Consider the following 14397-nt stretch of genomic DNA (forward strand, 5'->3'; position numbering starts at 1 on the left):
GTCAATACGCCGTTGCCTTTCGCCCTTTAAAGCAAAAGATCGCAGCCTTCGACAGCTCCTACGGACCGCGGTAGGAGCTGCCGAAGGCTGCGATCTTTTTATGGGTTTATAACGACTCCAGACACCCTGCCAAATCATTCCCCAGCTTCTCCAACACCTGCTCATAGCCTAGGGCAGTCGCCGGCGTATACCCGCCCAGCGCATCCAGTTCAGCCAGTTTCACCGGCAAACCCGCCACCAGGGTTTCCGCCAGGCGCGGCCGCAGAGGCGGTTCGCTGAACACGCAGGTCTTGCCGACTTCCTGCAATCGCGCGCGCATCGCCGCGACATGCTGGGCACCGGGTTGCACTTCGGCCGCGACGCTGAACACACCCACGTGCTTGAGGCCGTAGGCGTCCTCGAAGTAGTCGAAAGCTTCGTGGAACACGAAGTAAGGTTTGCCCTGAACATCGGCCAGGCGTTTCTTCAGGCGCGCATCCAGTGCATCAAGGCGCTCGTCGAAGGCTTTCAGATTGCTCTGATAGCGCGCAGCATTGTCAGGATCGGTGGCACTCAGGTCGGCCGCCATTTTCGTAGCGATGACCCGGGCGTTAACCGGCGACAGCCACAGGTGCGCATCCAGGCTGCCCGGGCGGTGATCGTGGTCGTGTTCGTCGACTTCTTCGGCGTGGGAGTGGCTATCTTCGGCGAAGCGGCGCAGTTTCATGCCTGCCAAATCTTGCACGGCGACGCTGGGCAGCGTACGACCATTGAGCACGCGTGGCAGGAAACCTTCCATGTCCGGGCCGATCCAGTACAGCAGGTCCACCGATTGCACCTTGCGCACGTCGGAAGGGCGCAACGCATAGTTATGCGGCGATGCTCCAGGTGGCAGCAAGACCTCGGGAATCGCCACACCGTCCTGCACCGCCGCGGCGATCAATTGCAGAGGCTTGATGCTGGTAAGGACCTTGACCTCGGCCTGCGCCGAACCGATCAGCAGAAAACTTGCGGTAAATGCGACAAAGATAGAAAAAAGTCGGGACACGATGACCACTCGAAGAGGCGAGAACGGGTAACATAATAACGTCTCTCACAAAACTCGTCGCCGCCCATGCTAAAAACACCGATCGCCAGCCGTCCCCACGACCACTCACATTGCGTTCACAGCGCTTTGTCCGAGGCCGATGCCCTGTGCGCACGTCAAGGCCTGCGCCTGACCGCGTTGCGCCGGCGAGTGCTGGAACTGGTGTGGCAAAGCCACAAGCCGCTGGGTGCCTACGACATTCTCGCGGTCCTCAGCGAGCAGGACGGTCGCCGTGCTGCGCCGCCGACGGTGTACCGCGCGCTGGATTTCCTGCTGGAAAACGGCCTGGTCCATCGGATCTCCTCGCTCAACGCCTTCATCGGCTGCAATCACCCGGAACATGCTCACCAGGGTCAGTTCCTGATCTGCCGTGGGTGCCACGCCGCCATCGAGCTCGAACAAAAATCCATCAGCGACGCGATCATCGCCAGCGCCAGGGATGTCGGGTTTATCGTCGAAAGCCAGACCGTTGAAGTGGTCGGTCTCTGCTCGGGTTGCCAGGGGGCTTGATGAGCAACGCGCTGATCCGTCTTGAGCAGGTTGCCGTCACGTTCGCCGGGCAACCGGTGCTGGACAACATCGAGCTGAGCGTCGAACCGGGGCAGATCGTTACCCTGATCGGCCCCAACGGCGCCGGCAAGACCACACTGGTGCGTGCCGTGCTCGGCCTGTTGAAACCGGACAGCGGCAGCGTATGGCGCAAGCCGAAACTGCGGGTCGGTTACATGCCGCAAAAACTTCACGTCGATCCAACCCTCCCGCTATCGGTCCTGCGATTCTTGCGCCTGGTGCCGGGCGTGGACCGTGCGATGGCCTTGGCGGCACTCAAGGAAGTCGGTGCCGAACAGGTGATCGACAGCCCGGTGCAAAGCGTTTCCGGTGGCGAAATGCAGCGCGTGTTGCTGGCCCGGGCCTTGTTGCGCGAGCCGGAACTGCTGGTGCTCGACGAGCCGGTGCAGGGTGTCGATGTGGCCGGCCAGGCTGAGTTGTACAGCCTGATCACCCGCCTGCGCGACCGTCACGGTTGCGGCGTGCTGATGGTCTCCCACGATTTGCATCTGGTGATGAGCACCACGGACCAGGTGGTTTGCCTTAATCGCCACGTCTGCTGTTCCGGCCATCCCGAGCAGGTCAGCGGCGATCCGGCTTTCGTCGAGCTGTTCGGAAAAAACGCACAAAGCCTGGCGATTTATCACCACCACCACGACCACGCCCACGACTTGCATGGCTCGGTGGTCAAGGCGCCCGCGTCGGGTAAACCCCATGTTCACGGAGATAGCTGCAAGCATGGCTGATTTTCTGCTCTACGCCCTGCTTGCAGGCCTGGCCCTGGCCGTCGTTGCAGGCCCGCTGGGGTCTTTCGTGGTCTGGCGGCGCATGGCCTATTTTGGCGACACCCTGTCCCACGCGGCATTGCTCGGTGTGGCCCTGGGCTTCCTGCTGGATGTCAGCCCGACCGTTGCCGTCACCGTCGGCTGCTTGCTGTTGGCAGTGTTGCTGGTGACATTGCAACAACGCCAGCCGCTGGCATCCGACACACTTTTGGGAATTCTCGCACCCAGCACGCTCTCTCTGGGCCTGGTGGTACTAAGCTTCATGCACGAAGTGCGGATCGACCTGATGGCCTATCTGTTCGGCGACCTGCTGGCGATCAGTCCGACCGATCTGGCCTGGATTCTTGGCGGTAGTGCTGCGGTACTGGTCTTGCTGGTTGCGTTGTGGCGCCCATTGCTGGCGATCACGGTGCATGAAGAACTGGCCCGGGTCGAAGGCCTGCCGGTGGCTGGATTGCGCCTGGCCCTGATGCTGTTGATCGCCGTAGTAATTGCCGTGGCGATGAAAATCGTCGGCGTGTTGCTGATCACTTCATTGCTGATCATCCCGGCGGCTGCGGCACAACGTCACGCCCGCTCGCCAGAGCAGATGGCACTGGGCGCGAGCCTGCTGGGCATACTCGCCGTGTGTGGCGGGCTGGCACTGTCCTGGTTCAAGGACACCCCCGCTGGCCCATCGATTGTGGTGGCAGCCGCCGCACTGTTTCTGCTGAGTTTTGTTCTGCCCCGTCGAGGGGTGTAGACTTGCTCGTTTTTTGCGCAAATAGAGAGTCGCAGGAATGAAGTCGTTCGCCTCCCGTTATCTGCTCCTTGTCGCATTTTCTTTGCTGCTGGGCGCCTGCCAAAGCACGCCATCGGAAGCCACCAAGGCCGCCGATGCACGGGCCACGGCCATCGTGCAGCTGGAGCAAAACATCGCCAGCGATGAACTGGCCACCGCCGAGGACCAATTGGCAGCCTTGCAGGCCGAATCGCCCAACGATGCTTCCCTTGAGCAATACCAGCGGCAACTGGCCGAAGCCTACCTGCGCCGCAGCCAGATCGTGCTGCAAAAGGGTGATGTGGATGCCGCCGCGACCGCCCTGAGCCGTGCCCGCGCGTTGATGCCCAAGGCTCCGGCACTGACCGGCGGAGTCAACGGCTCGATTGCCCAGGCGCGCAAGGCCGAGCTGGAAAAAGCCGAAGCCGCCCTCAAGGCTGCCGAAGCCAAGCCAAAAGCCAAGGTTATCGACCTGACGGCTGAAAGCACCACGATCGTGCTGAATATCAACGATATGGGCAAACTGCGTCGCCAACTGGATGCCATTGCCGCTGATGTGGTGAATTTTCAGTGCGACGTGAGCATTCAGGCTCCACGCACCAATGATTACCCTTGGCTGGCTAACTTGCTGACCAAACGGGTGAAGAAGCTCGATCCTGAGTTTGATCTGAAGCTTGAGCGGCAGATTTTGCGCAGTGTTCCGGCGCAGATGGTTCTTAGCCCTCGGAAACCCTGAAAAGCTTCGCGGGCAAGCCCGCGAAGGCATCCTTTCTGGCAATAAAAATGCTCAGGCCGAAATCGCCTTGGCCTTCGCATACCTCTCCCAAACCCGATGCCGACCAATCGCTGGAGTGAGCCTCTTCAGCCGTTCCTTTTTTCTGACCTTTGATCGCGTTATTTCCAAATGACAGGACAAATGCGAAATAAATGCTAAGAACCTCTATACGGACAGGCTAAAATGCGCGCCCGGCTAACCGCTGATCCTTTTCTAACGCGCCCCACAAGGTTCGCTACGTGATCGAGTTTCAAAACGTCCATAAAACCTACCGCATCGCCGGTAAGGAAATCCCCGCTCTGCATCCGACCAGTCTGACGATTGAGAACGGGCAGGTTTTCGGCTTGATCGGTCATTCCGGTGCAGGAAAAAGTACCCTGCTGCGTCTGATCAATCGCCTGGAAAACGCCAGTGGCGGCAAGATCACCGTCGACGGTGAAGAAGTCACCGCGCTCGACGCCAATGGCCTGCGCCGCTTCCGTCAGCAGGTCGGGATGATTTTCCAGCACTTCAACCTGCTGGCCTCCAAGACTGTCGCCGACAACGTCGCGCTGCCACTGACCCTGGCCGGCGAGCTGTCGCGCAGCGAGATCGACTCGCGCGTGGCCGAGCTGCTGGCGCGGGTCGGTTTGTCCGACCACGCGAAAAAGTACCCGGCGCAATTGTCCGGCGGACAAAAGCAGCGTGTCGGCATTGCCCGCGCCCTGGCGACCAAGCCAAAAATCCTGCTGTGCGATGAAGCCACCAGCGCCCTTGACCCGCAAACCACCGCATCGGTGTTGCAGTTGCTGGCCGAGATCAATCGCGAGCTGAAACTGACCATTGTGTTGATCACCCACGAGATGGACGTGATCCGTCGGGTTTGCGACCAGGTAGCCGTGATGGACGCCGGCGTGATCGTCGAGCAAGGCTCGGTGGCCGAGGTATTCCTGCATCCGAAGCACCCGACCACCAAGCGTTTCGTGCAGGAAGACGAGCAGATCGACGAAAGCGAGCAGCGTGACGACTTCGCTCACGTACCGGGGCGCATCCTGCGCCTAACCTTCCAGGGCGAAGCGACCTACGCGCCTCTGCTGGGCACTGTCGCCCGGGAAACCGGTGTGGACTACAGCATCCTGGCCGGTCGTATCGACCGCATCAAAGACATCCCTTACGGGCAACTGACCCTGGCCGTGACCGGCGGTGACATGGAAGCGGCCTTTGCCCGCTTCACCGCAGCCGACGTCCACATGGAGGTGCTGCGCTAATGGAAGCCCTGACAAGTTTCTTCGCCAATATCGACTGGTTCGAAATCTGGCTGGCCACCGGCGACACCCTGCTGATGCTCGGCGGTTCGCTGCTGTTCACCGTGCTGCTCGGCTTGCCCCTGGGAGTGCTGCTGTTCCTGTGCAGCCCGCGCCAGTTGCTGGAAGCCAAAGGCGTCTACGCGTTGTTGTCGCTGGTGGTGAACATCCTGCGTTCGCTGCCGTTCATCATCCTGTTGATTGTGATGATCCCGTTCACCGTGTTGATCACCGGCACGTCCCTGGGTGTCGCCGGTGCGATTCCGCCGCTGGTGGTGGGTGCCACGCCGTTCTTCGCCCGCCTGGTGGAAACCGCCCTGCGTGAAGTGGATCGCGGCATCATCGAAGCGACCCAGGCCATGGGCGCGACCACCCGACAGATCATCACCAACGCGTTGCTGCCGGAGGCTCGTCCGGGCATCTTCGCGGCGATTACGGTGACAGCAATTACACTGGTGTCCTACACGGCTATGGCCGGTGTCGTGGGTGCCGGTGGTCTGGGTGACCTGGCGATTCGCTTCGGATACCAGCGTTTCCAGACCGATGTGATGGTCGTGACGGTGGTGTTGCTGCTGGTACTGGTCCAGGTGCTGCAAACCGTCGGCGACAAACTGGTTGTGCATTTCTCCCGTAAATAAGACATGAGCCGGCCATTCGCTGGCAGGCGCCGGAAACCGGCGCCGCAAGCGGGCACCCACAAGGAGTTAGCTGAATGAAAAAACTACTCGTCGCCTTCGCTGCTGTTGCCGCATTCTCGGCCCACGCGGCCGACACCCTGACCGTCGCGGCTACTCCGGTTCCGCACGCCGAGATCCTCGAATTCGTGAAGCCGGCCCTGGCCAAAGAGGGCGTGGACCTGAAGGTCAAGGTATTCACCGACTACATCCAGCCGAACGTGCAGGTCGCGGAAAAGCGCCTGGACGCCAACTTCTTCCAGCACCAGCCGTACCTGGATGAGTTCAACAAGGCCAAGGGCACCCACCTGGTGTCGGTGGCGGGCGTGCACCTGGAGCCTCTGGGTGCTTACTCCAGCAAGTACAMGACCATTGCTGAACTGCCTGGCGGCGCCAACGTGGTGATCCCGAACGATGCGACCAACGGCGGCCGTGCGCTGTTGCTGATGGCCAAGGCCGGCCTGATCAAGTTGAAGGATTCGAACAACATCCTGTCGACCGTCAAGGACATCACCGAGAACACCAAGGACCTGAAAATCCGCGAACTGGAAGCCGCGACTATCCCGCGCGTGCTGACCCAGGTCGACCTGGCGCTGATCAACACCAACTACGCGCTGGAAGCCAAGCTCGATCCGTCCAAGGACGCGCTGTTCATCGAAGGCAGCGACTCGCCTTACGTGAACATTCTGGTGGCTCGTCCGGACGACAAGGACAGCGAAGCGATGAAGAAACTGGTGGCTGCCCTGCACAGCCCGGAAGTGAAGGCTTTCATTCTCGAGAAGTACAAAGGCGCGGTGGTGCCGGCGTTCTGACCGACTGCTTGCAACGAAAAGGGGGCGCATCGAATGCGCCCCTTTTTTGTGCCGAAACACAGCCCTCCTGTGGGAGCGAGCTTGCTCGCGATGGGGCCGTCACATCCAACATAGATGTTGAATGTCAGTCCGCCATCGCGAGCAAGCTCGCTCCCACAGGGTTTGGTGGTGTTTTCAGTTGCGTTTGAGCATCACCGGCAACTGCGCCACCAGCTTCGCATTGTTCAACGGCGCCCGAATAAACCCGCGCTGGGTGCCGTCCGGCCCGATCACCGCGAGGTTGCCGCTGTGGTCAACGGTGTAGTTCGGCTTGCTGGTGTCCGCCGGAATGAACGGAATGCTCACCGCGTTGGCGATCTTTTGCAGCTCTTCGGTCGACACTGGGGTCAGGCCGATGAACTGTGGGTCAAAGTAACCCAGGTACTGCTTGAGCTGCTTGGGCGTATCGCGATTGGGGTCGATGCTGACCAGCACGATTTGCAGTTTATCCACCGCTTCTGGCGGCAACTCGCTCTTGATCTGTCGCAGCTGGGCGAGGGTGGTCGGGCAGATGTCCGGGCAGAAGGTGTAGCCGAAGAACAGCAGGCTCCACTTGCCTTTCAATTCATTGATCGCGACCGGCTGGCCGTCCTGATTGGTCATCGTCACGTCCGGCAGATTACGGCTCTGCGGCAGCAAAATGATGCCGGCGTCGATCAGCGCTGTAGGATCGCCCTGATTCTTCCCGGATAGCACCTTGTTGACGGTCAGGCCCAGGATCAGTGCGACCAGGGCAACGAGAATGAAGACGGTTTTCTGGGTTCGAGTCATAGGTTCAACAGTAAGTAGTGGTCTACGAGCAGGGCGATAAACAGCAAGAACAAGTAGTAAATAGAGTACTTGAACGTGTTGATCGCCGCGTGCGGCCGAGTGCCACGGTACAACACCACGGCCCATTGCAGAAATCGCGCACCCAGCCCGAGCGCACACGCCAGGTACAGAATACCGCTCATGTGGATCACGTAAGGCATCAGGCTGACAGCGAGCAACGCGAAGGTATACAGCAGGATATGAATCTTGGTGTAGTGCACGCCATGGGTGACCGGCAGCATCGGGATGTCGGCCTTGGCGTATTCCTCCTTGCGATGGATCGCCAGTGCCCAGAAGTGCGGCGGGGTCCAGGCGAAGATGATCAGCACCAGCAGCAGCGGTTCGGCGCTGACGTGGCCGGTGGCGGCGGTCCAGCCGAGCAACGGCGGGGCGGCGCCGGCCAGACCACCGATGACGATGTTCTGCGGGGTCGCGCGCTTGAGGAATCCGGTGTAGATCACCGCGTAGCCGAGCAACGAGGCGAGGGTCAGCCACGCAGTCAGCGGGTTGGTAAACGCCAGCAGCAGGGCTTGTCCGAGGAGCGCCAATACCAGCGCGAACGTCAGCGCGGCGGCCGGCGAAACCCGGCCTTCGGCGAGCGGCCGTTTGTGGGTGCGCGCCATGATCGCATCGATGCGCCGGTCCACCACATGATTGACCGCCGCCGCGCCACCGGCACACAAAGCGATGCCCAGGTTGCCGAAAATCAGCACCGTCCACGGCACGCCGGCACGGGTCGCGAGGAACATCCCCACCAGTGAAGTGATGAGCATCAGCACCACGACTTTGGGTTTGGTCAGCTCCAGGTAGTCACGCCAGATCGCCTGACTGGGACGTTCGCCGATCAGAATCGCCATGGCATCTCTCCTTTTATTGTTATGGGCCCGGCTGAGTGTTTACGTGGGCTGAAGTGCCAGCGCATTGGCTGTTTGACCCGGACCAGACTGGTTCTGGCGTGGTAATTGACCAGCACCATGGTTAGCAACAGCGCCGCGCCGCCCGCGTTATGCGCGACGGCCACTGGCAGCGGCAGATGGAACAGCACGTTGCTGATGCCCAGTGTGATTTGTGCACCAAGGGCAATCAGCACCAGACCTGCCAGGCGCGTCATGCCGACAACCTTCAATTGCCAGGCCAGACCGAGCAACACCAGGGTGACCAGCAATGCACCGATGCGATGGGTCAGGTGAATGGCCGTACGGGCATCGCTGTCCAGTTGCCCGCCGAGATAGTTCGGACCGATGTGTTGGGTCAGGTGAAAGCCATTGGCGAAGTCGGCAGGTGGCAGCCATTGGCCGTGGCAAGTAGGAAAGTCGATACAGGCCACGGCGGCGTAATTGGAACTGACCCAACCACCGAGGGCGATTTGCCCGATCACCAGCAGCAGTCCGGCAGTCGCCCAGTGCTGCAGACGTCGCGGCACGGTCAGCGCCGGCAATACGCCGGACAGGCGCAAGGTCAACAGAAACAACAGGCTCAAGGTCGCGAAACCGCCAAGCAAATGCCCGGTGACCACCTGCGGCCAAAGTTTGAGCGTTACCGTCCACATGCCGAACGCGGCCTGGCCAAAAACCACCGCCAACAGAAACAACGGCAACTTCACCGGTTGCCCCGGATGGCGGCGATGCAACCACGCACGACCGGCCAACACCGTGATCAATATCCCCAGCGTGCCGGCGAAGTAGCGGTGGATCATCTCGTTCCAGCCCTTGTGGGCCTCGACTGGAGTGTCCGGAAAATGCAATTCGGCATGGGCCAGCTGGGCTTCGCTTTTCGGCACGCTGATGAAGCCGTAGCAGCCGGGCCAGTCCGGGCAGCCGAGGCCGGCGTGGGTCAGGCGGGTGTAGGCGCCGAGCAACACCACAATCAGTGCCAGCAAGGTGGCAAACAACGCGAGGCGAAATCCAGGTTTGGCCATGACGATGCCCTTATCCGATATTCGACAGTTTCAGCAGGTGACGCAGGTCGTTGAGCAGGTCCTTGCCCTTCACCGACGGGTCGTAGCGCAGCACCAGATTGCCGTGGGGGTCGATGATCCACAGGTTCGGCGCATCACTGCTCTGAGCGCCTTTTGTATAGGCAGGCAAGTCCAGTGAATAGCGTTGCAACTGCGGGTACTCGCGTTGAAGTTTAGTCTCGTAATCGCTGTTCAGCGTCTGCGTGGCGGCCAATGCATGGCTGGCGCGGGACGCATCGCGGCCGAGGCCGATCTGGATCTGCCGCGCCAGATACACCAGTTGCTGGCAGTCCACCGCGCAATCCTTGGGCGCCGTCACCAGCATCTGCCAGCGATCTTCCTGGGCCTGCACGCCGATATCGGCGCGGGTCTGGCCGTTGCCGATCAGTTCGCCGTGATAACTGCGGCCCTCGGGCACCCAGAAATTCAGCTTGTACATGCCGGTGGCGAGGATCATAGGACCGATCACCCCGAGCAAAATCAACAGCAGTTGCATGCGGCCCTTGCGCCGGTTCACCGAAGGTTTCGCCTCAGACATGCTGGGTGGATTCATGGCCGCTCCCATGGTGTTTCTCCTTTGCATTGTGCCAGCCGAGATAGAGATAAAGACCGAACAGGGCGATCGCCATGGCGAACCACTGCACGGCATAAGCGATGTGTTTTTCCGGGCCCATGGCTACCACCGGCCAGTCGGCCTGATAGGTGGCGGGGCCGGTTTCGGCGCGTAGCTCAAAGGCAAAGCCTTCGCGGTTCAGTACTGTCCAGAGTTTGTTTGGCTCAACAGCCGTAATCAGCTTCGGCCATGTCGACGTTGTGGGATCTGCGTGCAATTGGAACGTCGCACCGGGGGAGACGTAGACCCACGCGTCGAGGCTGACCGCTTCGGTGGGTGTCTTGAATTGGGGTGGCGTGCGGCGCTCCGGCCACGGCAGCCAGCCGCGATTGACCAGCAGCCAGAGCCCGCTGGCCTGATCGTGAAACGGTTGCAACAGCTCGACACCAACCCTGCCGTTGCGTTGACTGTTGTCCAGCAGCAGGCTGTGTTCGACATCGAACTGGCCGTGCAGGCGAACCCGGCGGAAGGCCGGGTCTGTAGTGTGTTGCAGTTCGGTGCTGGCCATCGGCTCGGCGACACGGCGCTCGGCGTAGGTTTGCAGCAGCGCGCTTTTCTCCGCGCCCCGGCTCAACTGCCAGAACCCCAGGGACACCAGCAGCGGCAGCAACAGCGCCACCACAAGCGTTGGCACGATACCCGGCCGAAAGCACTTCATGGCATAGCCAGAAAGTCTGGTCATCGCGATAGCTATACTCAAATGCATCGCTTGTCCCCCCGGAGTCTCACCATGCTCAAAGCAGCCATCGTCCTGATGCTGATTGCCACGGTTGTCAGCCTGTTCAGCGGCCTGTTTTTTCTGGTCAAGGACGACAGCCGCTCAAACCGCCTCGTCATTGCCTTGAGTGTGCGAGTGACGCTGGCCGCCCTTACCCTCGGTCTGATCGCCTGGGGGTTTTTCAGCGGCCAACTGGTCTCCCATGTCCCCTGGTAGCTGTAGGAGCGAGCTTGCTCGCGAAGGTGTATCAGTCGAAATCAAAGTGTCTGAYACACCTTCGCGAGCAAGCTCGCTCCTACAAGCTGCTTTAGAGCACATAGACGAAAACGAACAGCCCGATCCACACCACATCCACGAAGTGCCAGTACCAGCTCGCCGCTTCGAAGCCGAACTGGTGCTCGCTGTCGAAGTGCCCGCGCATGATCCGCATCAGCATCACGAACAGGATGATGGTGCCAATGGTCACGTGGGCGCCGTGGAACCCGGTGAGCATGAAGAATGTCGCACCGTAGATGCCCGAGCCCAGGGTCAGGCCCAGCTCGCGGTAGGCGTGCATGTACTCTTCGGCCTGGAACGTGAGGAACCCACAGCCCAGCAACACGGTGAACGCCAACCATAGCTTCAGTGCGCCGCGATGGCCCTTTTTCAAGGCATGGTGGGCGATGGTCACGGTCACGCTGGAGCTCACCAGCAACACGGTGTTGAGCAGTGGCAGGCCCCAGGGGCTGATGACTTCCTTGGGCGGCGGAAACAATTTCGAGTCGGGGTTGTTCAGCAACGGCCAGACGAACTCGAAGTTCGGCCACAGCATATGCGCGATGCCTTTGGCGCCTTCACCGCCGAGCGCCGGCCCGGAGATGTGACGCACATAAAACAGCGCGCCGAAAAAGGCGATGAAGAACATCACCTCCGAGAAAATGAACCAGCTCATGCCCCAACGGAATGAGCGATCCATCTGCGCGCTGTACAAGCCGCCGCGGCTTTCTTTGATGACCGTGCCGAACCAGCCGAACAGCATGTAGGCCAGCAGCAACCCGCCGACGAAAAAGATCAGTGGCCCGTGGGATTCCGGGCGCGCCGCTTTCAGATCGTTGAACCAGGTGGCCAGGCCGTACACGGTGGTGACCATGCCGAGCGTGGCGATGATCGGCCATTTGCTCTGGGCGGGAACGTAATAATGTTCATGAGTTGCCATTTATTGTTCTCCTTATCGGGCACGCTCAGCCGCCAGTGTTTACAGCTACCGGTGGATGTCGGGCGGTGATATCGAACAGCGTGTAAGACAGCGTCAGGTGCTTCACATCCTTGGGCATGTCACGGTCAACGATGAAACGCACCGGCATCTCGATCCGTTGACCGGGCTGCAGCACTTGCTGGGTAAAGCAGAAACATTCGGTCTTGTGGAAGTACGCTGCCGCGGTGCTCGGCGCAATGCTCGGCACGGCCTGGGCACTCATCGGCTTATCGGTGGGGTTGTGGGCGATGAAGATCATTTCGTTCACCGCCCCGGGGTTGGCTGTCAGTTCATCGTGCTTGGGATAGAAGTCCCAGGGCATATCGGCAGTGTTGGTCGACAGAAACTGCACACGCACCTGCCGCGAGGTGTCGACCGTCTGCTCACCCTCGTACTGCCCGCCGGTCTTGCCATTAATGCCAAAGGCCTTGCACATCACGTCGTAGATCGGCACCAGTGCAAACCCGAACACAAACATCGCAATCACCACGGTCAGCAGGCGCGTGACCAGTTTCCTCAACGAAATCGAGTCAGCCATGGTTTCCAGCCTCCACCGTGCCCCTTGTAGGAGCGAGCTYGCTCGCGATGGGCGTAAACGAAAACGCATGCTGTCTGGAAAAACGCGTCGCTTTCACATTCATCGCGAGCGAGCTCGCTCCTACAGGGGCCAAGGTATTCATTTCACTTCCGGCGGCGTGGTGAAGGTGTGATACGGCGCCGGTGACGGGATGCTCCACTCCAGGCCTTCAGCCCCGTCCCACGGTTTGGCCGGTGCTGGCGGACCGCCGCGAATGGTCTTGATCACGATGAACAGGAAGAAGATCTGCGTGGCGCCGAACATGAATGCACCGATCGACGACACCATGTTGAAGTCGGCGAATTGCAGGTTGTAGTCCGGAATCCGTCGCGGCATCCCCGCCAGCCCCACGAAGTGCATCGGGAAGAAGGCCATGTTCATGCCAATGAACGACAGCCAGAAATGCAGCTTGCCGAGGGTTTCGTCGTACATGTGGCCGGTCCATTTCGGCATCCAGTAGTAGGCCGAGGCGAAGATCCCGAAGATCGCCCCCGGCACCAGTACGTAGTGGAAGTGCGCAACCACGAAGTAGGTGTCCTGGTACTGGAAGTCCGCCGGGGCGATGGCCAGCATCAACCCGGAGAACCCGCCGATGGAGAACAGGATCACGAACGCCACGGCAAACAGCATCGGCGTCTCGAACGTCAGCGAGCCTTGCCACATGGTGCTGGCCCAGTTGAACACCTTCACGCCCGTTGGCACCGCAATCAGCAGTGTGGCGTACATGAAGAACAGCTCGCCCACCAGCGGAATGCCGACCACGAACATGTGGTGCGCCCAGACGATGAACGACAGGAACGCGATACTCGCCGTGGCGTAGACCATCGAGGTGTAGCCGAACAATGGCTTGCGCGAAAAAGCCGGAATGATCGAGCTGACGGCACCGAAGGCCGGCAGGATCATGATGTACACCTCGGGGTGACCGAAAAACCAGAACACATGCTGGAACAGCACCGGGTCACCGCCACCGGCGGCGCTGAAGAAGCTGGTGCCGAAATGGATGTCCATCAGCATCATGGTCACGCAGCCCGCCAGTACCGGCATCACCGCAATCAACAGGAACGCGGTGATCAGCCAGGTCCAGACGAACAGCGGCATTTTCATCAACGTCATGCCGGGGGCGCGCAGGTTTAGGATGGTCGCGATCACGTTGATCGCCCCCATGATCGAACTGATCCCCATCAAGTGAATGGCGAAAATGAAGAAGGTCACGCTTTCCGGCGCGTAGGTCGTCGACAGCGGTGCATAGAAGGTCCAACCGAAGTTCGGCCCGCCGCCGGCGGTGAACAGGGTCGATACCAGCAGCAGGAACGCTGCCGGCAACAGCCAGAAGCTGAAGTTGTTCATCCGCGGCAGGGCCATGTCCGGCGCGCCGATCATCAGCGGGATCATCCAGTTGGCGAGGCCGACGAAAGCCGGCATCACTGCACCGAAGACCATCACCAGACCGTGCATGGTGGTCATCTGGTTGAAGAACTCCGGCTGGACGATTTGCAGTCCCGGCTGGAACAGCTCGGCACGGATCACCATGGCGAACGAGCCGCCAAGCAGGAACATGGAGAATGCAAACCACAGGTACAGSGTGCCRATGTCCTTGTGGTTGGTGGTCAGYACCCAGCGCATCARGCCYTTGGCTGGGCCRTGGGCGTGGTCGGTGGCGGTGGCGGTATGAACATGTTCATCGATTACAGCAGTCATGTCCTGTCTCCTGCAAACAGATGGGCTGGGCAGGCCGGGGTGCATAG

Annotated in this window: 17 protein-coding genes; 8 read left to right on the forward strand and 9 right to left on the reverse strand. The window is 60.5% G+C overall.

Translation table 11 applies throughout. The features are described from left to right. Positions 1–106: 106 nt before the first annotated feature. On the reverse strand, positions 107–1027 hold the full coding sequence (gene znuA / locus AC1DVH_RS08650) for a zinc ABC transporter substrate-binding protein ZnuA (protein WP_477753425.1): 921 nt from the start codon (positions 1025–1027) through the stop codon (positions 107–109). Between the two features lie 66 nt (positions 1028–1093). On the opposite strand from znuA, the gene zur reads away from it, so the two are divergent. The 7 genes from zur to AC1DVH_RS08685 all read left to right on the forward strand — a co-directional run bounded on the left by zur (position 1094) and on the right by AC1DVH_RS08685 (position 6704). After that, entirely contained in the window at positions 1094–1576 is a 483-nt protein-coding gene (gene zur, locus AC1DVH_RS08655) for a zinc uptake transcriptional repressor Zur (protein ID WP_477753426.1), read from the forward strand. After that, the gene (gene znuC / locus AC1DVH_RS08660; protein WP_116262474.1) at positions 1576–2361 is read left to right on the forward strand and encodes a zinc ABC transporter ATP-binding protein ZnuC; all 786 of its coding nucleotides are present in this window, start codon (positions 1576–1578) and stop codon (positions 2359–2361) included. The genes zur and znuC overlap by 1 nt, the downstream gene beginning before the upstream one ends. Beyond that, positions 2354–3142: a zinc ABC transporter permease subunit ZnuB gene (gene znuB, locus AC1DVH_RS08665; RefSeq protein WP_477753427.1), complete on the forward strand. Its 789-nt coding sequence runs from the start codon at positions 2354–2356 to the stop codon at positions 3140–3142. The genes znuC and znuB overlap by 8 nt, the downstream gene beginning before the upstream one ends. Before the next feature lie 37 nt (positions 3143–3179). After that, positions 3180–3896: a PA5502 family lipoprotein gene (locus tag AC1DVH_RS08670; protein WP_477753428.1), complete on the forward strand. Its 717-nt coding sequence runs from the start codon at positions 3180–3182 to the stop codon at positions 3894–3896. A gap of 278 nt (positions 3897–4174) precedes the next feature. Further along, positions 4175–5182: a methionine ABC transporter ATP-binding protein gene (locus AC1DVH_RS08675; protein ID WP_477753429.1), complete on the forward strand. Its 1008-nt coding sequence runs from the start codon at positions 4175–4177 to the stop codon at positions 5180–5182. Continuing rightward, on the forward strand, positions 5182–5856 hold the full coding sequence (locus tag AC1DVH_RS08680) for a methionine ABC transporter permease (RefSeq protein ID WP_477753430.1): 675 nt from the start codon (positions 5182–5184) through the stop codon (positions 5854–5856). Before AC1DVH_RS08675 ends, AC1DVH_RS08680 begins: the two co-directional genes overlap by 1 nt. Before the next feature lie 74 nt (positions 5857–5930). Further along, positions 5931–6704: a MetQ/NlpA family ABC transporter substrate-binding protein gene (locus AC1DVH_RS08685; protein WP_477753431.1), complete on the forward strand. Its 774-nt coding sequence runs from the start codon at positions 5931–5933 to the stop codon at positions 6702–6704. Between the two features lie 174 nt (positions 6705–6878). On the opposite strand, the gene AC1DVH_RS08690 is transcribed toward AC1DVH_RS08685, so the two are convergent. Genes AC1DVH_RS08690 through AC1DVH_RS08710 form a run of 5 tightly spaced genes read right to left on the reverse strand, consistent with a single transcriptional unit; the run spans position 6879 to position 10781 of the window. Beyond that, a complete protein-coding gene (locus AC1DVH_RS08690; RefSeq protein ID WP_477753432.1) occupies positions 6879–7514 on the reverse strand; it encodes an SCO family protein in 636 nt (211 codons plus the stop codon). After that, positions 7511–8410, reverse strand: a complete 900-nt coding sequence (cyoE, locus tag AC1DVH_RS08695; protein WP_477753433.1) for a heme o synthase — start codon at positions 8408–8410, stop codon at positions 7511–7513. The genes AC1DVH_RS08690 and cyoE overlap by 4 nt, the downstream gene beginning before the upstream one ends. Next, positions 8398–9471 carry a COX15/CtaA family protein gene (locus AC1DVH_RS08700; RefSeq protein ID WP_477753434.1) on the reverse strand — a complete coding sequence of 358 codons (1074 nt, stop codon included), beginning with the start codon at positions 9469–9471 and terminating at the stop codon, positions 8398–8400. The genes cyoE and AC1DVH_RS08700 overlap by 13 nt, the downstream gene beginning before the upstream one ends. A 10-nt stretch (positions 9472–9481) precedes the next feature. Continuing rightward, the gene (locus AC1DVH_RS08705; protein ID WP_477753435.1) at positions 9482–10075 is read right to left on the reverse strand and encodes a hypothetical protein; all 594 of its coding nucleotides are present in this window, start codon (positions 10073–10075) and stop codon (positions 9482–9484) included. Further along, entirely contained in the window at positions 10041–10781 is a 741-nt protein-coding gene (locus tag AC1DVH_RS08710) for an SURF1 family protein (RefSeq protein ID WP_477753456.1), read from the reverse strand. Before AC1DVH_RS08710 ends, AC1DVH_RS08705 begins: the two co-directional genes overlap by 35 nt. A gap of 72 nt (positions 10782–10853) precedes the next feature. Between AC1DVH_RS08710 and AC1DVH_RS08715 the strand changes: the two genes are divergently transcribed. After that, a complete protein-coding gene (locus AC1DVH_RS08715) occupies positions 10854–11057 on the forward strand; it encodes a twin transmembrane helix small protein (protein WP_223455081.1) in 204 nt (67 codons plus the stop codon). 91 nt (positions 11058–11148) lie between these two features. On the opposite strand, the gene AC1DVH_RS08720 is transcribed toward AC1DVH_RS08715, so the two are convergent. From AC1DVH_RS08720 to ctaD, 3 genes are all read right to left on the reverse strand, one after another. Further along, positions 11149–12036, reverse strand: coding sequence for a cytochrome c oxidase subunit 3 (locus AC1DVH_RS08720; protein WP_477753436.1), 888 nt, complete (start codon positions 12034–12036; stop codon positions 11149–11151). A 25-nt stretch (positions 12037–12061) separates the two neighbouring features. After that, complete coding sequence (locus AC1DVH_RS08725) at positions 12062–12613, reverse strand: cytochrome c oxidase assembly protein (protein ID WP_477753437.1); 552 nt, start codon at positions 12611–12613, stop codon at positions 12062–12064. A gap of 138 nt (positions 12614–12751) precedes the next feature. Further along, positions 12752–14350, reverse strand: a complete 1599-nt coding sequence (gene ctaD, locus AC1DVH_RS08730) for a cytochrome c oxidase subunit I (protein ID WP_477753438.1) — start codon at positions 14348–14350, stop codon at positions 12752–12754. Positions 14351–14397 lie beyond the last annotated feature (47 nt).

The sequence above is a fragment of the Pseudomonas sp. P4_C3 genome, from assembly GCF_056402075.1.